The sequence below is a fragment of the Synergistaceae bacterium genome (genome assembly GCA_031272035.1).
Lineage (GTDB): Bacteria > Synergistota > Synergistia > Synergistales > Aminobacteriaceae > JAISSA01.
In genome coordinates, this window is record JAISUO010000026.1 from 1 (window position 1) to 19,383 (window position 19,383).

18 protein-coding genes are annotated in these 19,383 nt (G+C 57.0%); all 18 read right to left on the bottom strand.

Translation table 11 applies throughout. From position 1 onward, the window contains the following. Positions 1-920, bottom strand: a 920-nt coding sequence (locus LBR61_03000; GenBank protein MDR1731039.1) for a glycosyltransferase family 2 protein, incomplete at its 3' end; no start/stop codon positions are given. Between the two features lie 120 nt (positions 921-1,040). Next, entirely contained in the window at positions 1,041-1,625 is a 585-nt protein-coding gene (locus LBR61_03005; protein ID MDR1731040.1) for an adenine phosphoribosyltransferase, read from the bottom strand. Positions 1,626-1,804: 179 nt separating this feature from the next. Then, the gene (gene rsmI, locus LBR61_03010; protein ID MDR1731041.1) at positions 1,805-2,614 is read right to left on the bottom strand and encodes a 16S rRNA (cytidine(1402)-2'-O)-methyltransferase; all 810 of its coding nucleotides are present in this window, start codon (positions 2,612-2,614) and stop codon (positions 1,805-1,807) included. After that, entirely contained in the window at positions 2,605-3,345 is a 741-nt protein-coding gene (locus LBR61_03015) for a methyltransferase domain-containing protein (GenBank protein MDR1731042.1), read from the bottom strand. Before LBR61_03015 ends, rsmI begins: the two co-directional genes overlap by 10 nt. A 17-nt stretch (positions 3,346-3,362) precedes the next feature. Then, positions 3,363-6,791 (bottom strand): chromosome segregation protein SMC, encoded by a 3,429-nt coding sequence (smc, locus tag LBR61_03020; GenBank protein MDR1731043.1) that lies wholly within the window; start codon positions 6,789-6,791, stop codon positions 3,363-3,365. Next, on the bottom strand, positions 6,766-8,241 hold the full coding sequence (locus LBR61_03025) for an Rne/Rng family ribonuclease (protein MDR1731044.1): 1,476 nt from the start codon (positions 8,239-8,241) through the stop codon (positions 6,766-6,768). Before LBR61_03025 ends, smc begins: the two co-directional genes overlap by 26 nt. Positions 8,242-8,354: 113 nt before the next feature. Then, positions 8,355-9,035 carry a TIGR03936 family radical SAM-associated protein gene (locus LBR61_03030; GenBank protein MDR1731045.1) on the bottom strand — a complete coding sequence of 227 codons (681 nt, stop codon included), beginning with the start codon at positions 9,033-9,035 and terminating at the stop codon, positions 8,355-8,357. Further along, on the bottom strand, positions 9,032-10,930 hold the full coding sequence (locus LBR61_03035; protein ID MDR1731046.1) for a TIGR03960 family B12-binding radical SAM protein: 1,899 nt from the start codon (positions 10,928-10,930) through the stop codon (positions 9,032-9,034). Before LBR61_03035 ends, LBR61_03030 begins: the two co-directional genes overlap by 4 nt. Positions 10,931-11,006: 76 nt before the next feature. Beyond that, positions 11,007-12,125 carry a rod shape-determining protein RodA gene (gene rodA / locus LBR61_03040; protein MDR1731047.1) on the bottom strand — a complete coding sequence of 373 codons (1,119 nt, stop codon included), beginning with the start codon at positions 12,123-12,125 and terminating at the stop codon, positions 11,007-11,009. Positions 12,126-12,139: 14 nt separating this feature from the next. Beyond that, positions 12,140-12,541, bottom strand: a complete 402-nt coding sequence (gene minE / locus LBR61_03045; protein ID MDR1731048.1) for a cell division topological specificity factor MinE — start codon at positions 12,539-12,541, stop codon at positions 12,140-12,142. Between the two features lie 39 nt (positions 12,542-12,580). Further along, on the bottom strand, positions 12,581-13,384 hold the full coding sequence (gene minD / locus LBR61_03050) for a septum site-determining protein MinD (GenBank protein MDR1731049.1): 804 nt from the start codon (positions 13,382-13,384) through the stop codon (positions 12,581-12,583). Between the two features lie 55 nt (positions 13,385-13,439). Further along, complete coding sequence (locus LBR61_03055; protein ID MDR1731050.1) at positions 13,440-14,135, bottom strand: hypothetical protein; 696 nt, start codon at positions 14,133-14,135, stop codon at positions 13,440-13,442. A 4-nt stretch (positions 14,136-14,139) separates the two neighbouring features. After that, entirely contained in the window at positions 14,140-15,906 is a 1,767-nt protein-coding gene (gene mrdA / locus LBR61_03060) for a penicillin-binding protein 2 (protein ID MDR1731051.1), read from the bottom strand. Beyond that, positions 15,899-16,363, bottom strand: coding sequence for a hypothetical protein (locus LBR61_03065; protein MDR1731052.1), 465 nt, complete (start codon positions 16,361-16,363; stop codon positions 15,899-15,901). Before LBR61_03065 ends, mrdA begins: the two co-directional genes overlap by 8 nt. Next, entirely contained in the window at positions 16,360-17,151 is a 792-nt protein-coding gene (locus LBR61_03070) for a rod shape-determining protein MreC (GenBank protein ID MDR1731053.1), read from the bottom strand. Before LBR61_03070 ends, LBR61_03065 begins: the two co-directional genes overlap by 4 nt. Positions 17,152-17,166: 15 nt before the next feature. Then, the gene (locus tag LBR61_03075) at positions 17,167-18,222 is read right to left on the bottom strand and encodes a rod shape-determining protein (GenBank protein MDR1731054.1); all 1,056 of its coding nucleotides are present in this window, start codon (positions 18,220-18,222) and stop codon (positions 17,167-17,169) included. A gap of 68 nt (positions 18,223-18,290) precedes the next feature. Beyond that, positions 18,291-18,920, bottom strand: coding sequence for an MBL fold metallo-hydrolase (locus tag LBR61_03080; protein MDR1731055.1), 630 nt, complete (start codon positions 18,918-18,920; stop codon positions 18,291-18,293). 16 nt (positions 18,921-18,936) lie between these two features. Continuing rightward, complete coding sequence (gene dtd / locus LBR61_03085) at positions 18,937-19,383, bottom strand: D-tyrosyl-tRNA(Tyr) deacylase (protein ID MDR1731056.1); 447 nt, start codon at positions 19,381-19,383, stop codon at positions 18,937-18,939.

Consider the following 19,383-nt stretch of genomic DNA (forward strand, 5'->3'; position numbering starts at 1 on the left):
AAAAAAGATCGTGCGATATAAACGGGGCGCTGCTTGCTTTCAATGTAGGTTCGCCCCAGATATTCTCCAATGATGCCGATTCCCAGCAACTGCAGTCCTCCAAAAAACAGGATGAGACAGATCGAAGACGCGTAGCCCGGAAGTTCAATTCCCAGGATAATCGTTTTAAAAAAGATGAACGCCCCGTAACAAAAAGAACACAAAGAAATTAAACTGCCCAAATACAGCCATATTGTCAGAGGAAATGTGCTGAAGGAGGTGATCCCCTCCAGAGCGAACTTCCAAAGCCGCCAGGCGTTAAATTTGCTTTTTCCCGACGTCCGGGGCTGACGGACGTAGCCGATTGTCCATTCTTTAAATCCAACCCAGGCAAAAAGCCCCTTCATGAAACGGTGGTGTTCATGCAGAGATTTCACCGCTTCCACGACGCAGCGGTCCATGAGGCGAAAATCCCCCACATTTTCCGGCAGGTGAGGACGCGAGACAATATTGTGGAAACGGTAAAAAATTTTGGCGGTTATGCGTTTCATGAGAGAATCGCTGGAACGGTCGATTCGCCGGGCCAGAATCACCTCGTAGCCTTCGCGCCATTTCGCCACCATTTCGGGAATCAGTTCCGGCGGGTCCTGCAAGTCGACGTCGATGGGAATGACCGCATCTCCCAGGGCGTAATCAATGGCGGCGGTTAAAGCCGCCTCCTTGCCAAAATTACGGGATAAATCCAAAACTTTTACGCGATTGTCGCAGCGAGCGAAAGACAGCAACACTTCCAGCGTGGAATCTCTGCTGCCGTCATTGACGCAGACGATCTCGAAGGGCTCCTTCAGAGACTCCAGAATCGGAATTATTTTTTGAAAAAAAACTGGAATTGTTTCTTCCTCGTTGTAACAGGGACATAAAATCGATATTATGAGACTCACTCCTGTTTCGGCGCAAAATCGCGCTGATTGAAAAATGGGCGTGGAGAGCCTCTCCCCCAACCTCTCGCCTGACCGGGATAAAAAGTGCCCCGCCGGAGCCTGAGCGTCCGGGAAGAAGCGTCAGGAGGCTTTCAATGAATCGATCGGAGTGAATGTCCCATCCGGATTGGGGCGAAAAACATAATGTTCTTTCAGATAAATGATGTCCTTCCGGTTAACGCTCTGCAGTTCCGCCAAAATGGCGGCCTTTGCGACAACCTGAGCCCCCGCGCTCTGCGCCAGGGCTTCAATCGCGCCGATCGATTCTCCCGTGGCAATGACGTCATCGATAAGAGCCACGCGTTTGCCCTTTATTTTTTTCGCCTCCAGGCCGTCCAGCCACAGCGTCTGCTCCTTTTGAGTGGTTATGGAGAACACCGTATGAGAAAGCGGCTCGACCATGTAAGGTTTACGGCTTTTTCTGGCCACGACAAAGTTATCCATGCCCATGAGCCGGCTCATTTCGTAGGTGAGAATGATGCCCTTGGCCTCGGCAGTCATCAGAACGTCCACTTCCGGAAGCCGGCTTACCAGCTCCGGAGCCACAGTCCGTATCAATTCGGTATCCGAGAGAACGACAAAACTTGCCAACACCAGGTTATCGCCTATCTGCACGTACGGCAGCCGGCGTTTCAGTCCGCAAATCTCAAAATCAAAATACTTCACACGAATTTCTCCCCTTGTCACAGTCGCGACGTGACGACTGCGGAATGCGGCAAAATATTTTCAAAAGCCTGTTCATTGTATCACAACGGGAGGCCGCGGAAGCCGAATGTAATACTCACATATTGGCAGGGGCAGGACAAAAGGACATTATGGCGATAAATAAAAGCGAGAGAGCAAAATCAGTTCTGAAGCAAAAATTCCTTGACAATATTCCTGGGGATGTTGTAACGGGAGGATATTTCCTGCGCGATTTCTTTGGCGTAACCTCCGGCTTCCTGCATCTCTTTTGCGCGTCTTCGCCAGGCTTCGGGGTCCTCCTCCTCTTCCTTTCCGCCCTCGATCACAAGAACCAGTTCACCCTTCACCCCGGCCTCAAGCCTTGCGGCAATTTCAGAAAGCAGCCCCCTGATCGATTCCTGATGAATTTTGCTGATTTCACGAACGAGAGCGGCGGGACGATCCCCCCAGGCTTCCATCATTTCGGCGATCTGCCGCTCCGCCTTATGAGGCGAGAGGTAAAAAACCAGCGTGTACGGCAGAGGCTCCAGAGACGTGAAAAGTTTTTTCCTCGCTCCCGTTTTTTCGGGAGGGAATCCATAGAATAAAAAGGGCTGCGGGTTCAGTCCGGAGAGAAGTACGGCGGGCAGCAGCGCGGAAGGCCCGGGCAAAACGTCGGTCTCAAACCCCTCGTCAAGCGCGGCGCGCAGGAGAAGCCATCCGGGGTCACTGATGCCGGGAGTGCCGGCGTCACTGATGACGGCCACTTTTTTCCCCTCTCTCAGCGCCGCGGCAAGGCGTTCCGTCCGCTCTTTCTCGTTGAAGAGATGTAAAGAAATCAGAGGCTTCGAAATATCGTATCGCTTCAAAAGAATAGAAGAAGTGCGCGTATCTTCGCAGGCGATCAGGTCCGCTTCTTTCAAAACGCGGAGGGCGCGCAGGGTAATATCCTCCAGGTTGCCTATGGGAGTGGGCACCAGCGTCAGAGGCATGGCAAACCCTCCGGAGTGTAGGCTCTCAGGAGATCTTCTGTGTACTCCCCGTTTTCTCCGTATACAAAAAGCGGCGGCTCTACCACGAGGCCTGTCCCTCCTTTTTTCATTCCCTCCACCAGCAGAAGCCCGGCCCTTTTCCCGCTGCGGGAGTGGATGAACCTCAGACGCTTGGGAACGATTCCGGCCTCGGTCAGACGCGTCAGAAATTCAGCCGATCTCTCGGAGGAAAACACGGCAAAAAATTTCCCCCTGTATTTCAAAAGCCAGGAGGCCGCTTCCACAACGTCCCGGAGAGAACAGCAGCTTCCCTGCCGGGCGATGGTCAGTCCTTCGACGGGACTTTTTCGGCCTCTCCCCTCCTCCTCGTAGGGAGGATTGACCACCAGGCCGTCGAAGGACCCCGCCGGAATTGAGCGGTGTTCTCTCAGGTCCATGCATCGAAAGGAAACTCTGTCCTCCAGGCCGTTCTCAACGCGATTGCGCTGGGCCAGTTCCACCAGATCCGGCTGAATCTCCAGTCCTGTCACGTGAAATTTTTTTGGAAAACGCAGGGCCAACATCAGGGAAACGGCTCCGGTGGCGCTCCCCAGCTCCACAAAAGACGACTCCCCCCGGGAGCGGAGTCGAACATAAGCCGCCAGCAGCACCGTGTCCATATTCACCCGGGGTCCCGGGTCGGGCTGCCAGAGTTTCAGCCGGCCATACAAAATTTCGTCGCGGGTCGTCATTGGGCCGTATGCCTGCGTTAGCGGTAACTGTCCATGTCAATGCCCACGATTTTGGACAGCCCGGGTTCCACCATGGTCACGCCGTAGAGCAGGTCCGCCCGCTCCATGGTCGTGCGGCGATGGGTCATGACCAAAAGCTGCAGGCGCTTCGAATATTCCCGGGCCAGGTCCGCGAATCGAATCAGGTTATACTCGTCCAGGGCCGCGTCCACTTCGTCCAGCACCGCCAGAGGCATTCGGGCGACTTCGAGAGCGGCGAAAAGGTGCGCTATCGCCGTCAGGGACTGTTCTCCTCCCGAAAGCTGCGAAATGTTCTGAAGACGCTTTCCAGGCGGTCGGGCGTAAATTTCGACGCCTCTCTCCCACAGAGCTCCCCCCTCCTGAAGCATGAGCCTCGCCTCGCCGCCTCCGAAAAGGCGCTGAAAAAGGGCGTTGAACCGGTCGTCAATGTCGTTCATGGCCTGACTGAACAGGGTCTCCACCTGAGAATCCGTTTCATCAATAAGACGTCGAAGTTCCTCAATTCCCGTTTTTACGTCTTCGAGCTGTTCGGTGAGGTAGTCGATGCGTTCCATCAGGGACTCGTCCTCAGAGAGAGCGCCCAGGTTGTAGGTTCCGAGGGCCTTGAGTTCCCGTTCCAGCCGACGCATGGCGCCGGACAGTTCCCGGGCGTCCTCCGCGATCCGGGCGGCGTCCTCCGGATCCCAGGGATATTTCTCGTCCCACATTTCCCTGAGCTGTTCGATTTCAGCCCGGACGGAAAGGAGGCGCTCGTTCACGGCGGCCGTTTGAGTTCTCAGCCCGGTGAGGTTCTCCTCCGCTTTCTGATCTTTTCGGCGAAGGCGCTGCAGACGATTATGGGCCCTGAGGAGTCTGTTCCGCTCTGCCTCCAGTTTCTCGCGAAGCGCCCTGCTTTCCCTCCAGAGGGCCAGGTGTTCCCGACCCATTTCGGAAAGGCCGTCCCGCAGTTTTGTTTCCTCCGACTTTCCGGCTTCGATGTCCCTCATGACCCCTGAGAGACGTTCTTCCAAATCGCCCCGTTCTCTGCGGATGCGGGTCAGAATGTCGGAGGTTCCCCTCAGGCGCTCTTCCGTCAGCTCGATTTCATTTCGGGCGGAGCTCACAGCGGAAGGGGCTTTTCCCTCCTCTCCTTCCGGCTCAAGGGGATCCGACAGGGCCTCCAGCTGTCCGGCGAGGTCGGCAATCTCCCCGTCCAGGAGAGTCATTTTTTCTGTGATTGCGGCAATTTCCATTTCTGCGGAGTTTTTTTCGGCCTCGTGGCGCTGAATGTCGGCATTCAGCGTCTCCAGCGCCTTCTGAGCCGTTATCAGCTCGCTTCGGCTTCGGGTCAGAGCGGCGCTCAGGGCCTCGCTTTCCTGGGCCAGTTTCTGTTCCCGTTTTTCCGAGCGGGAGGACTCCGCCTCCGTGTCTTTGATTCTTCGATTCAGCGCGTCCGTCTGAAGGGTAAGCTCCGTCACCCGCTGATTGTGGCTGATGGCCCCTCCGCTCTGACGCATGCGCCCGCCACTGATTGTGCCGGAAGGAGCGAAAACCTCCCCTTCCAGGGTTACGATGGGGAATTTCGCTCCCTTTTTGACCATACTGCCAGCCAGAGCGTAATCCCGAACCACCAGGAGATCCCCCAGAACGTGCTGAAGCGCCGGCTCCCAGGGAGACCGGGGAGCGATCAGCTCGATGCCCCATCCCTCCACCCCCTGAGCCGGCAGGCGCCAGGAAGCATCGGGAAAGCGCGGCCGGCACCTGTCGAGAGGCAGATAGGTGACCCGTCCCAGACGATGTTGTTTCAGCAGTTCAATGCCCTCCTGAGCTTCTTCCATGGTATGGGCCAGAAGCCAGAATTGCCGTCCTCCCAGATAGGCCTCCAGGGCCGGGGCAATTTCCGGCGGACAGGAGAAGGCCTCGGCCATGACCTCGGGGTGGGATTTCATCCTGCCGAGTCGGGCCGCCGAAAGCAGAAAACGCGTGGGTTCAGGGTAGATGGAGGCTTCGGTGTTTTCCCGAAGGGCATCCAGCTCCGCCTGACGGGAGACCTTTTCTCTCTTTATCTGCTGCAGCAGAGCCAGAGACTTCTGGCAGGCCGTGTAAACGTCGGCATGTTCCAGAGCCAGGGTCTCGTGGCGTTTTTCGAGGTTCGCCGTCTCCTCTCCGTTTTTCGCCACGGCCGCGGTCAGGCTTTCCTTTTCCACCGAAAGCTGCTTCAGATCTTCCTCCGCCTGTTTCTGAGAGCCCACCAGGGCTTTGAGGCGGGCTTCCTGCTGAGAACGGGACAAAATCCGTTCCGCGTGACGATCCCGCAGTTCCTGACGGCGCAGGCGCTCCCGTTCGGCGTTGGCCCGGCTTTCCTCCAAACGGCGCAGAACGTCTTCGAAGGCCTCCCGCTTCGTCTTCAACTCTCTCTGAAGCGCGGTTTCCTTCTCTTCCGTTTTTTCCAGCTCCAGCCGGATGGACTCCAGAGAGGCCGTCGTCTGTTCCTTTTCAACGCTCAGGTTTCTGCGGTCCGAAAGAAGGGCCTGAACCCGTGTCCCCGCCGCAAAGGCCTGACGCCGCAGAGCTTCCTTCCGGCCGGTCAGCTCCTGTTCCCGGGCGAGAAGCGCCCCTTCGTCAAAGCCGTCCCGGCGCAGTTTTTCTTCCATCGCGGCAACTGCAGCGGTCCACAGGTTCTTCCACAGGACAGAAAGATCCTCGTGCTCCGTCATGGACTGAAGCTGGCTTCGAAGTTCCTTCTCTCTTTTTTCCAGGCTGAACCGTTTCGAAAAATAAAAATCGCGCCGGATGTTGTCCAGGTTGTCGAGAATGCCCTTAGCCTCCACGGCCACGGTCACTTCCGGCGCTATTTCTTCCCTGCGCTGGCCCAGTTCCGCCACAAGGGTGTTGATTCGCTGCATTTCCGTCAGAGCCGTCTCCAGACGGGCGCAGGTCTCCTCCCGTCTTTTCCGGTAGCGGTCGATGCCGAAAAGCAGTTCGAGATGACGCCGCCGCTCCATGGGCCGCTGGTGAATGGCGTCGGACACCTCTCCCTGTCCTATAAATGCGAAACTGTCACCCTCAAGAGCGAAACGCGACTTGAAATCGCTCAGTTCCTGCAGTTTAATTTTGGTCGAATCCACCTGCAGAACGGAGCCGCCCTCTGTCGAATACTGCCTGCGAAGGGTCGCCGTGTCTCCATTTTGCCTGAGCCTGAGGAGAACCTCCGCTTCCTTCGAGGGGTTCTCGGTGGCGCTGCCCTGAAAAATCAGGTCGCTCTGGCGCACGATACGAAGCGTGGACGGCGTTCCCTCTCCCAGCACCCAGCGCAGGGCGTCCAGAATATTGCTCTTGCCGCTGCCGTTGGGACCCACAATAGCCGTCAGTCCGTCGGAAAAGGAAAACTCGCAACTGGTCCCAAAACTCTTAAAGCCTTTAAGCCGAAGATACTCTATGGACAACTACTGTACTCTCCCGTCGTTCCATTTGTTTTACCCGTCGTTCTATGGCCTCGCAGGTTCCCTGAGCCTCGATGCGATACCGGCTCCAGGGAAAATCGGGCATGCCTGCGATCAAAATTCTGCAACCCAGCTCTTCCTCCCAAAACGAGAGGTAAGTCTCTCTCACATACTGCGCCACAGCGGAGTTGGCCTGAAGCAGGACGGCTTCCGCCCTGTTGGCGTGCCCCACCTTGCGCAAAAATCGCTTCATGGACATGGCGACCGTATCTTCCCGCAGAACCCAGCCGTTGTCGCTGCAGAAAGGGCACCCCCGGGTCAGGACGGACTTCAGATCCAGCCGGCCCCGCTTGCGCGTGATTTCCACCAGCCCCAGCTGAGTCATGCTGAATACCCGCGCCCGGGAACGGTCCGACTGAAAAACCTCCTCCAGGCGCGTCAGAAGGCACTGACGATCCTCCTCGAATTCCATGTCGATGAAGTCGATGACGACGATGCCGCCGATGGCCCGGAGACGGAGCTGGCGGGCGATTTCATCCGCAGCCTCCAGATTTGTGTCGAGGACCGTGTGCCGCATGTCTCTGTCACCGATGTACTTGCCGGTATTGACGTCGATGACGGTCAGGGCCTCGGTATGTTCCATCACCAGATACGCGCCGCTCCGCAGCCACACCTTGCGCTCCAGAGCCTGCTCTATCTCCCGTTCGATGCCGTAGTATTCGAAGATCGGCACCACGCCCCGGTACAGCGTAACGGAGGGACGCTCGTCGCCGTACAGCATGGAAACAAAGTTTTTGACGTTCTCGAACTCGTCTTTTCCATTCACCAGAATCTCGTCGATGTCGCCGTGGACCTCGTCTCTCAGGACCCGGCCCAAAAGTCCCATATCCCGGTAGAGCAGGCAGGGCGCGGACTGGCAGGAGGCGTTGTGCTCGATTTCCCTCCACTGGGCGAGAAGGGACTGAACATCCTGCACGAGAGCTTCCTCGTCCACTCCCTCGGCTGCGGTGCGAATGATTATGCCGAAATCATCCCCCCGAAGCTCCCGGGCAAAGTGGCGCAAACGCCTGCGCTCTTCCTCGCTGACGATTCTTCGGGAAACCCCCGCTTCTTCCCCGTGGGGAACCAGCACCAGATAATGGCCGGGCAGAGAAATACGCGGCGTAACCCGGGCTCCCTTGTTTTTCCTGGCGGTTTTCGTCACCTGGACGACGATCTCCTGGTTGGGAACCACGGTCATTCCTCTGGCGTCGTTCAGGTACAAAAATGCGTTGCGGCCATCCCCGATGCTGACAAAAGCGGCATTGATCCCGGGAAGAACGCTTTCGACCCGGGCCTTGTAAATCTCTCCCGCCTTCTGGTGGTCCCACATGCGTTCTATAAAAATCTCCGCCAGCCGTCCATCCTCCAGAATAGCGACCCTTGTTTCCTCGTTTTCCAGGGTATCAGCCACGATTTTTCTGTCCGAAATCTTTTTATCCGAAATTTTTTTGTCCGATGTCTTTCTGTCTGAATTTTTTTTGTCTGAAGACACGTAAATAATGCCCTCCTCTGATGGAGAAAGTGTCAGGAAGAAAGCGCCGCAGAATTCAGGGACTCCAGACGAGTCCCGCTCCAGCGGCCCAGAGCGATACGGACGATACGCAGATCCTGCCAGCCCGCGATGACGTTCGCGGCGGTCAGCGATTTGACCCACCCGCCGATTCCGTTTCCCGCCGGGTTCCCCAGAACGAGGGAAATCCAGGGAAACGCGTCCGAACCGCGACCGTCATCCAATTCATCGTTGTCCAATTCGTCGAAGCGGACGCTCAGGGCATCTTCGCCGTAATGCTCCTTCAGGCGCGTCAAAAGCTCCCCGCCCAGGCGGTGGTCTCCGGGCTGAATCAGGTAATGGGCCGCCCTGCAGTCTTTGCCCAGAGCGGGGGCCTCCGGCGGCAAAATCCGAAACCCCACCACGCGAAAACCCCTCGGCATCTGCTCATTCCAGATTTTTTCCCAGTCCCCATATTTTAAATTTTCATACCCGCAATCTTCCTCCAGCCACAGGTCCACCGGCTCGCAAAGCGCCAGGACCCCTGCGGGAAGCTCCGGGCCGAAACTCATTTTCGCGTGAGGCGAGAATCCCTCGGTGAGGCTCAGCTTTATCCCTCCCCGAGCGGCGACTCTCGTGAAAAGTCCCACCATCGCCACGTGGGGAACAAAACACGCGCCTCCTCTTTTTTCGTAGAACAGCCGAACCCGGGTCATTGTACAGGGGCTCCGTTCAAACTGACCTCGCTCAGGACGGTTTCGCTCAGGGAGAGTCCGCTGTTCCAGGGTTGAAGGCGGGGCGTTGAGTCGCAATTCATTCCGCAGGCGTTGCACAGCAGCCGGCAGTCGGGAGTCAGGAGAGCCGCCCGGGAGGCCTCCCGTTCTTTCCAGAGGAAGGTTTTGGTCACTCCCGCGTCAATGTGGTCCCAGGGCAGAAATTCCTCTTGTCGGCGGGCCCTTGTGTAATCCTCCGGATTGATGCCGCACTCCTCAAAAGAGGCCAGCCACAGGGAAAGATCAAATGTCTCGCTCCAGTTGTCGAAGCGGGCGCCCTTTCGCCAGGCGCATTCCAGCGCGTCGGCCAGACGGCGGTCTCCCCGGGCCAGAACTCCCTCCAGAAAGGACTGTTCCGGTTCATGGTACTTCAGAGACAGGGTTTTGTCCCGAACCTGTCCCCGAAGGTAGCGGCCTTTCGCCCGAAATTCCTCAATCGTGTCCTGACGTTCCCACTGGAAGGGGGTATGGGCTTTGGGGACAAACCCCGCCACGGAAACCGCCACGGAGATCCGCTTTCGCCCTTCCTTTCGGGCCAGCCGCACCACGTCCCGGGCGAGGCGCAGAATCCCGTCCAAATCCTCCTCAGTCTCCGTGGGAAGCCCCATCATAAAGTACAGTTTGATTCTGTCCCAGCCGTGAGAAAAGGCCCCCCTGAGGCAGGAAAAGATATTTTCCTCGGTAAGGCCCTTGTTGATCACATCCCGCAGTCTCTGAGTTCCGGCCTCGGGAGCGAAGGTGAGCCCTCCCCGCCGGACTTTTTGGAGCCGGGCCGCCAGATCCACGGAAAAACCATCCATCCTCAGGCTGGGCAGGCTCAGATGAACCCCCCGTTCCTCCAGACGGGGCGTCAGTTCGTCGATCACCCGGTCGATTCCTGAATAATCGCAGGAGGCCAGGGACAGTAAACTCGCTTCTTCCCATCCCGTCCGGCAGACCAGGTTCAGCATGGCCTCCGTCACCGCCTCAGGGTCACGCTCCCGCACGGGCCGGGAGGTCATCCCCGCCTGGCAGAAGCGACAGCCCCGGGAACAGCCCCGAAAAAGCTCCACAGAGGCCCTGTCATGGACGATCCCCACGGAGGGAACCACCATCGAATCCGGCACCGGGGCATCTTCAAGGTTCCGGACAAACTGCCGGCGAACGGGCAGCGCGACGGAGCCCGAACGGGCTTCGAAACGCACCCCCTGCCCGTCGTAAACGGGGCGCACAAACCGGGGGACGAATACCCCCGGAAGCCGGGCGCACTGAGCCAGACGCTCTTCCCGTTTTTCTCCCCGGGTTTCCTTCAGAAGGGCGAGCAGACGCGGAAGGACGGGCTCTCCTTCCCCCACGCAGAACAGGTCGATGAAGGGAGCCACGGGTTCGGGAACGAAGGCGCCCGGCCCGCCTCCCAGGATGAGGGGATGTTCTTCGGAGCGATCCTCGGAACGCAGGGGAATATGCCCCAGGTCCAGCATCGTCAAAATATTGGTGTAGCTCAGTTCATGCTGCAGAGTAAACCCCAGGACGTCAAAATCGGACAGGGGCAGAGACGTTTCCACCGACGTGAGGGGGAGACCCTTTTCCCGCAAAAGACGTTCCATATCCGTCCAGGGGCAGTAAACCCTGTCGACAAAAACACCCTGACTTCGCAAAAAGGGCTCCAGAATCTGAAAACCATAATAACTCATCCCGATTTCGTAGACGTCGGGAAAAGCGAGACACACACGCAGAGCGTCTTTATCGACCTCGAAACCGGAGCGACAAAAACGCCACTCGCTTCCGCTGTAGCGGGAAGGACGAGCGACCTGCGCCAAAAGCGGCCACAGGGGGTTATCGAACTCGGGAAACGACATTAAATTTCCTCCAGGGAACGCGCCGGAAAAGACGCGTTCGTCATTTGCTTCGGGATGGATTTTCAAACCGGTCAGGTCAAAGTTGTTTGTAGCGTTTCGCCGAACCGACGTACACGCTGCCGACCAGCCCCAATGCGATGGATATGGCGATCAGAGAGCTTCCTCCATAACTCAGGAAAGGAAGGGTGATCCCCGTAATCGGCATAAGTCCCATGCTCATCCCTATGTTTTCGAACATCTGAAACCAAATCCACGCCGCAACTCCTGTTACGAGAAGTTTTCCGCGCATGTCGCGGCTTTTCATGCCCGTGTTCACGAGACGCATAAATATGATACCAAAAATCAGCAAAAGCAGAGTCGTTCCCCAAAAGCCAAATTCTTCAGCATAAACACTGAAAATAAAATCCGTATGAGGCTCCGGAAGGAAGCGCAGCTTGCTCTGCTGCCCCTGGAGAAAGCCTTTGCCCCAGAAGCTCCCCGACCCCACCGCTATCCGGGATTGAATGGCGTTGTACCCCGCTCCCAGAGGGTCCCGGGTGGGATCCAGGAAAACCAGCAGCCTCATTTTCTGATAATCCCGCAGGAAAAACCAGGCGAAAGGCAGAAGCCCCACGCCCAGCCCCATCATGGCGCAGAGATACCTGAAGGGCGCTCCGGCCACGAAGATCACGCACAGCATAATGAACAGATACACAAGCGCGCTGCCCAAATCCGGCTGTCCCAAAAGCAGGAGAATAACCGGCATTCCAATCCCCCATCCCGCCAGAAAAGTCCTCAGGGTCAGAGGGGGATAACGGCTCAAAAATTTACTTAAAAGAAGAATCAGAGAAATTTTCGCGAACTCCGACGGCTGAAGGCGCACGACTCCCAGGGAGATCCATCGCTGGGCGCCTTTTACCGTTGGAGCCGTCAGGTCCATAAAGAACAGCAGCAGAAGCGTCAGCCCGTAAATCAAATAGGCCATATCCAAAAATTTTTCGTACCCGACGGCCAGAACGGACGAATAAGCGGCGCACACCACCGCCACCCATCCCAACTGCCTCACGGCAAACTCCATCCCCCGACCGGAAAAACCGGAAGCCGCGCTGAAAATGCACAGGACGCCCCACATCATCAGACAGAGAACGCTGCAGCAAAGCAGCCTGTCCGACGCGGCCAGATCCTCGCCGAAGGTGGAAAGCCGCGGGGATTCCACAGAGTTCTCTCTTTCTACCGATGGCGCCTGCGGGCGCTGCCGGGACTGCGCGGCGAGGGCGCGGAAACGGGATCGGCGGGCGAAATCTCTTCTTCTAAATTATTATTTCTGCTCTGTCGTTCATCGGCAACGTCCACGCTTCCCCGCCGGACTCTCAAAATGGGAATATTCGTCACCAGAGTGACCGTGCGCTTATCGTGGTTTGAATCCAAATCCTGCCCCAGCTTCATTTCGATTCTGGATTCGTCGATTTCCATGTATTTTGTCAGAACTGTGATCATATCTCTTCGCAAATTCCCCAGCATCTGAGGTGTAATGTCGGTACGATCATGAATGAGGATCCTCCGGATGCGGTCATTTGCTTTTTGGGCGGAACCGCTGCTGCTACGGCCAAACAATCTTCTGAAAAATTCCACCTCTATCGCTCCCCCATCGGGCTTCCCGACGCTGTATTTTTAAAAACCGAACATTTTCTTCAGACTGGAGAAAATTCCCTTCGACCTGCCGCTGTCCAGTTGAAGCCAGGGAACCTCCAGCCCCTGAATTCTGGAGGCTATGTTGGAATAGGCCTGAGCGGCCGGAGATTCCTGGGCGAAGGTGAGAGGTTCGCCGCGATTTGCCGATTTGATCACGCTGTCGTCTTCCGGGACGATCCCGATCAGCTTAATGGAAAGAACGTCCAGAATATCCTCTTTCGCCAGCATGTCCCCGTCTTCCACCATGGTGGCGCGAAAACGGTTGATAATGAGTCGTATGGGGGATTTTCCCATGGATTCAAGCATGCCGATGATGCGGTCCGCGTCCCGAACGGCGGGAACCTCCGGCGTTGTAACCACAAGAGCTTCGTCCGCCCCGGCGGCCGCGTTTTTAAAGCCCCCCTCGATCCCGGCCGGACAGTCCAGAAGAATAAAATCGAAATCGGGTCTTAAATCCTCGCAGAGTTTCGCCATCTGGTCGGGAGTCACAGCGTCCTTCGTGCGAGTCTGAGCCGCCGGCAGGAGAAAAAGATTGCTTCCCACGCGTTTGTCGCGGACCAGAGCCTGGTTGAGTTTGCATTTTTTCTCGATCACGTCGATAAAATTGTAGACGACCCTGTTTTCGAGGCCCATTACCACGTCGAGATTGCGCAATCCGATGTCGGCGTCCACAGCGACGACTTTTTTCCCCGACTTTGCCAGCGCCACAGCAAGGTTGGCGGTAGTCGTCGTTTTACCCACGCCGCCTTTACCGGACGTAATGACAATCACCCTTCCACCCACAACAAAGCCCTCCATTCAATGTAGCCGAAAATCCCCATACACAATGATAGCAGGTTTATATCCCGTCGTTCCCCGCATCTGTTTTCCAGCCTCTGAAAAAAAGTCCGTTTTCTTCCAGAGTAATAATAACAGGTTTTTGCCACCACTTTATATCGGGTCCCAATTCGCTGCATAATTTATCGCCGATTCGCAACTGCCTCGCCTCGAAGGACCCCGCCAGAACGTAAACACCCTCCGTATCCCGACATCCCGCGTGGACCAGGCCCTTCAGGCTCCCCGTCACGGAAACGCTGCCTCCCGCGAAAATTTCCGCCCCATAGTTTAAGTCTCCCCGCAATACCACGTTTCCCGGCGCTTCCTCGTGCTGACCGGAGCGCAGCGTGTGATCCAGGATGAGGGTGGGAACTCCGTGTTCGGTCCGGTTTTCCGGTTCGGCGGTTTTGAACCCTCCCCGGTCGAGAAGAGCCCGGGTTTCCTCATCCGAAGAAATCCACGCCAGAATTTTAATTTCTCTGGGCCAGATCACCCGACGCAGAATTTGGGCGATCATTTCCTCCGAACAGGCCCGGGACTGAAAATCCAGGGCCACTCCCGTCCCCAGTGGCAGAACGTAGGTTTCTTTGGGAATCGCTTCAAATTTTTCAATCAGAATATCCTCCGGAAGTTCCTCCGGGAAAAGAATGCGTATGCCAAAGTGGGTTCCCTTCAGCTGAAGCGCCGGAGAATCGGTATCGATTCCCTGGTATGACATATCTCTAATCCTCCTGATTTTCAGACTGATTTTCAGATTCTCCCGCGGGATGGCTCAGCATATAGGCCAAAACCTCCCCCACGATGGGGGATGCCACGCTGCTGCCATGTTGTCCCGCTTCTACAACGGCCACAGCCACGTACTGGGGGGCGTCGGCCGGAGCGTATCCGGCGAACAGCGCGTGGTCCAAACCGTGGGCGTTTTGAGCCGTACCCGTCTTGCCCGCGATGGAGACGCCGAAGCGCCCCGCCCTCATTCCGGTTCCCCGCCGGACCACGTAATCCAGACCTTTTCGAACCACGGCCAGATTTTCCGGCCTGATCTCCAGATCCACGGATTCCCTGAAAGCAGAATTCTCAAGGAAAGGAGTCACCAGACGCCCGCCGTTGGCCACAGCCGCGTAGATTCTGGCGATCTGGAGCGGGGTGAGAAGCACGAAACCCTGTCCGATGGAATAGTTGATCGTGTCGCCCTGATACCAGTTTTCTCCCAGGCGTTTTTTCTTCCATTCCGGTCCCGCCGCGTTGCCCGCCGCTTCTCCCGGCAGATCCACCCCCGTGGGGCTGCCCAGTCCAAACCGGCGTACCCATTTCAGGAGCCGATCGATACCGAGCTTCATCCCGGCCTGATAAAAATAGACATCGCAGGAATGCTGCAGAGCTCCAGTGAGGTTCAGAGAGCCATGCCCACTCCTCCGCCAGCATCGAAAGGTTCGGGAAGGCAGTCGCAGCCCCCCCGAACAGAAAACGGTGGACTCCGGCGTTATGGCTTCCTCTTCCAGCGCCGCCAGGGCCACCAGGGTCTTGAAGGTGGAGGCCGGAGGATAGACCCCCGCTATGGAGCGATCCAGCATGGGCCTGTCCGGATCCTCCGTGATTTCCTTCCACTCCCTGCCCGAGACCCCCCAGGCCAGCGGATTGTTGTCGTAGGTGGGAGCCGACGCCAGTACCACTACGGCGCCTGTCTTCACGTCCATGGCCACCACGGCGCCTCTGTAGTCCTTCAGAAGTTCCGCCGCCAGCTTTTGAGCCCCCATGTCCAAGGTCAGATGAATATCCTTTCCCTTGACAAAGGGGCGCATATCCACGGTTCGCACCCGGCGCCCCCTGGCGTCCACTTCGATGGCCTCCTCGCCGGCCATGCCTCTCAGCTCGTCCTCGTAATAGCGCTCGATGCCCCCTCTGCCGATGAGGTCGCCGCCCGCATATTCTCCGGCAGAGCTGTTCTTCAGCTCATTTTCCGAAATTTCTCCCACATATCCCGTGACGTTGGCCACGAGAGCCCCTGCGGGATACGTCCTGCGCCACTCGGGAATGGGAAAGAGCTGCTTCGGAAATTCGGGATCCGCCACCAGCTCCGCCATTTGCGCTATGGTCAGATTGGGCACCAGGCGAATGACTCGATAAGGCGCCCACCGCTGTTTTTTGATCGTTCGCTCCAGATCCTCCACGGCGACGGGAATTCCGTGAATCGACAGAAGCTCGCTGATGCGGTTGAGCATTCCCGGCCGATCCAGATCCAGAGGGTAGCCCATGATGCTGAACGTGGTTTCGTTGATGGCCAGGGGGACCCCGTTGCGATCGTAAATTTTCCCCCGGGGGGAGGAAAAGCGAATCAGCCTCAGTCGGTTGTTGTAAGCGAGACGAACGTATCGATCCGCGTGAACGATCTGAAAAAAATAAAGCCCCGTAAAAAGCACTCCGAGACTGATAAAAATCGCGTACAGCAGTATTCTCAGCCGCGTATCCAGCAAATCCCGTATCTCAGGCATTGTGATCCTTCACGTGTTTCAGATAAAAAAAGAGGCCCAAAAGCGCCAGAGGAACGACACAACCCTGCTGAACCGCGAAAAAGGTCCACTCCATCTCCCTGATGTTCCGCCCCGGAAGCAAAAGCGTCAAAAGCGGAGAAAGCACCTGCGTCGTCCAAAACAGAAAAAAAATGACGACGGGCGTCCGCCCCGACGCGGGAAGGGTGTTCCAGACCCACAAAGTCAGCATGACGGTGCACACGTAAATCAGAGTATAAAGCCCCGGAATGCCCACCCACCGCAGGTCCCAGAAAAGTCCTCCGAAAAATGCCCACCAGATGATGGAGATGCTCATTTCCCGATCCTGGGTCATCAGCCGGTAAACGAGACTCAGCAAAAAGATTTCGGGAATTTGCATGATTCCCCAGGTCAGGACGCAAAGAAGATCCTGAACGAGCCAGCATATCAGGTAGATCATCGCAATATGCTCCGGGAGTGTTTCAGAACCGAAAGCAGGTACAATTTCCCAAAGGTCGCTCCGGGTTTTATTTTATAGGTTACATAACCGCTTTCCGAAAGACGGGCCTCCTCGTCGATATAGCCGATGGGAATTCCCGGGGGAAGGATCTCGCTCACCAGAGCGGTGCTCACCTTCATCCCCTTCTCGATGCCGTGGGACTCCGGAATGTAGGTCAGCAGCACCGAACCATCCCCGTCTCCCACCACGATTCCCAGCTCCCGGGTTTCCTCCACCACGGCGGGAATCAAAAGAGACGAGGAAGTCAGCAGCTCCACCCAGGAGGAAAAGGAGCTCACCGAACTCACCCTTCCCACCAGAAAACCGTTTTGAAAAACGGGCAGCCCCATGATGATGCCGTTCTTCTCGCCCCTGTTGATCCTGCACTCGTTCCACCAGGACTGGGGTTCCCGCAGCGTCACCCGGGCGCCGTCCATACGCGTGTCCAGCTCGGTTCGAATCTGCTCCGCCACCAGGACGGAATTGACCACCTGCAGTTTGGAGTTTTCGTTTTTCAGAGATTCGATCTGACGAATCAAATCATTTTTGCCGCGGGACCAAAGATAAAGGTCCATGAGAGACTCCCGCAGAAGGACGGCGGGATACTCCGGCACGGCCAGCGCATTTCCCGTCAGATCGACAATGTTTCTCAACAGACTGAAGCCGGGGGACATTCCCAGCAGAAAAAGTCCCGCCGTAAGCGCCACCAGTCCGTGTATCCACTCGCGAGTCAGACGTCTGTCGGCCATGAGTTCATTTTCGCGCTAACGGGCGCCTCTTTCCACGGACATCAAAACCCTTTTCATCGCCACCAGGTTGTCGAGAATTTTTCCCACTCCCAGCGCCACGGAGAACAGAGGATTCTCCGCCACGATAACCGGAGTATTGATTGCCCGGGAAAGGCGTTCCGCAAAGCCCTTCATCAGCGCCACCCCGCCGGAAAGCACAACACCCTGATCGACGATGTCCTTGGCCAGTTCGGGAGGCGTCTTTTCGAGGGCGACCTTGACCATGTCCTCGATGCGCAGAAAAATCGGATCCAGCGCCTCGCGAACCTCCACGGAGGACACCGTATCGATCTTCGGCAGTCCGTCCGAAAGATCCCGTCCCTTTACCGCCATCTCCAGTTCCGGAGAAAGGGGCAGAGCCGAGCCGATGGTATTTTTGACTTCCTCCGCCGTGGTTTCTCCAATGAGGAGAGCGTAACGCTGCCGCAGCATGGCGATGATGGCATTGTCCATATCCTTGCCCGCCGTTCTCAGAGAACTGGTCACCACGATGCCCCCCAGAGAAATGACGGAAACCTCGCTGGTTCCTCCCCCCACGTCGATGATCATGCAGCCCCGGGGTTCACTGATGGGCAGTCCCACGCCCAGGGCGGCCGAGATGGGTTCGTCCACCACATAGGCTTCGCTGGCGCCGGCTCCCAGCGTCGCGTCGATGACGGCCTTCCGTTCCACCTCCGTCACCTCCGCCGGCACCGAAATCACCACCCTCGGATGAGACATGAAGGACTTCCCGTCGTTGGCCCGTCGCAGACAGTACCTTATAAGCTCCTCCGTCATGTCGAAGTTCGCGATGACGCCGTCCTGCAAAGGCCATATCGCCTGCACTCCCGACGGGGTCTTGCCGGCCATGGACTTCGCTTCCCTGCCCACGGCGATGATCTCGAGTCCTCCCCCCCGCGGCAGTTTACGCACCGCAACGGTCGACGGCTCGCTGATGACGATCCCCTTGTTTTTCACATACACCACAATATTGGCCGTTCCGAGGTCTATCCCCACGTCGAGCCCCAAAATTCCGGAAAGGTATTTGAACATCCTTCCTCATCACCTGCGTTCTAAAGTTCAGACTGGCATTGCGAGCATCCGCCCATGACGAATGTCCGTCAGCGAGGCCAGAAAGGATTGCTCTTTCGTTCCCTGCCTATTGTCGTCTCCGGACCATGCCCCGGCAGCACCACGAGGTCGTCGGGCAAAGCCGCCAGTTTTTCCAGCGACATGTCCAACATCGCGGAATCGCCCCCCGGCAGGTCCGTTCTTCCCACGCTCTGAGCGAACAGGGTATCGCCCGAGATCAAAATTTTATCCTCTCCCTGACGTATAAGATAACACATGCTGCCCTGGGTATGTCCAGGGGTCTCCATAACGTCGATCGTGTAAGCCCCGATTTTCAGCGCGTCTCCCTCCGCCGCCGTTCTGAAGGCGCTGGCTCCGGCGCATTCCATCCCAAGGGCCGCCTGCATCGATTCCGGAGGACGCTTCAAAAGAGGCGCATCTTCCGGAGAAATGTAAATGGCGTCCTTCACCAGGGGAATCATCTCACCGATGCCGGCGATGTGATCCAGATGTCCGTGGGTGAGCAAAACCGCCTTCAGCGTCAGTTTCTGCTCTTTCATGAAGTCGAGAACTTCGCTCACATCTCCTCCCGGGTCCACAAAAAAGGCATCTCCGTCCCCGTCGTAAAAGAGATACCCGTTGGTCCAGAGCCCCCCCAGCGGGAAACGTCTGTATTTTATGCGTCCCATAACACACTCACGCCCTCTCCGTATCCAATATCAGAGTCACCGGGCCGTCGTTGTGGATTTCCACCCGCATATGCGTTTGAAAAATTCCACAGGCGACATTTACGCCATGCGCCTGCACCCGTTGGACAAAACAATCATAAAGCCGTTTCCCCTCCTCGGAAGAAGCAGCTTCTGCAAAGGACGGACGACGGCCCTTTCGGCAGTCTCCGTACAAAGTAAACTGAGAAACGATAAGGGCCTCTCCTCCCGTCTCAGAAAGAGAGCTGTTCATTTTACCCCCGTCGTCTTCGAATATCCTGAGATTGACCACTTTTTCGGCCAGTCGCTCGGCATCCCGTTCCGTATCGCCCCTGCCGACTCCCAAAAGTATACACAATCCTGCCTCGATTTCGCCGACGATTTTTGCATCCACGGAAACCGACGCTTTGGAAACTCTTTGCACAACAGCCCTCAT

Excerpts from the sequence above, each read along its gene's own strand:
- rsmI (MDR1731041.1), bottom strand. The coding sequence starts at position 2,614 with ATGCCTCTGACGCTGGTGCCCACTCCCATAGGCAACCTGGAGGATATT.
- LBR61_03015 (MDR1731042.1), bottom strand. The coding sequence starts at position 3,345 with ATGACGACCCGCGACGAAATTTTGTATGGCCGGCTGAAACTCTGGCAG.
- LBR61_03030 (MDR1731045.1), bottom strand. The coding sequence starts at position 9,035 with ATGACCCGGGTTCGGCTGTTCTACGAAAAAAGAGGAGGCGCGTGTTTT.
- LBR61_03035 (MDR1731046.1), bottom strand. The coding sequence starts at position 10,930 with ATGTCGTTTCCCGAGTTCGATAACCCCCTGTGGCCGCTTTTGGCGCAG.
- LBR61_03055 (MDR1731050.1), bottom strand. The coding sequence starts at position 14,135 with ATGTCATACCAGGGAATCGATACCGATTCTCCGGCGCTTCAGCTGAAG.
- mrdA (MDR1731051.1), bottom strand. The coding sequence starts at position 15,906 with ATGCCTGAGATACGGGATTTGCTGGATACGCGGCTGAGAATACTGCTG.
- LBR61_03065 (MDR1731052.1), bottom strand. The coding sequence starts at position 16,363 with ATGATCTACCTGATATGCTGGCTCGTTCAGGATCTTCTTTGCGTCCTG.
- LBR61_03070 (MDR1731053.1), bottom strand. The coding sequence starts at position 17,151 with ATGGCCGACAGACGTCTGACTCGCGAGTGGATACACGGACTGGTGGCG.
- LBR61_03075 (MDR1731054.1), bottom strand. The coding sequence starts at position 18,222 with ATGTTCAAATACCTTTCCGGAATTTTGGGGCTCGACGTGGGGATAGAC.
- dtd (MDR1731056.1), bottom strand. The coding sequence starts at position 19,383 with ATGAGGGCTGTTGTGCAAAGAGTTTCCAAAGCGTCGGTTTCCGTGGAT.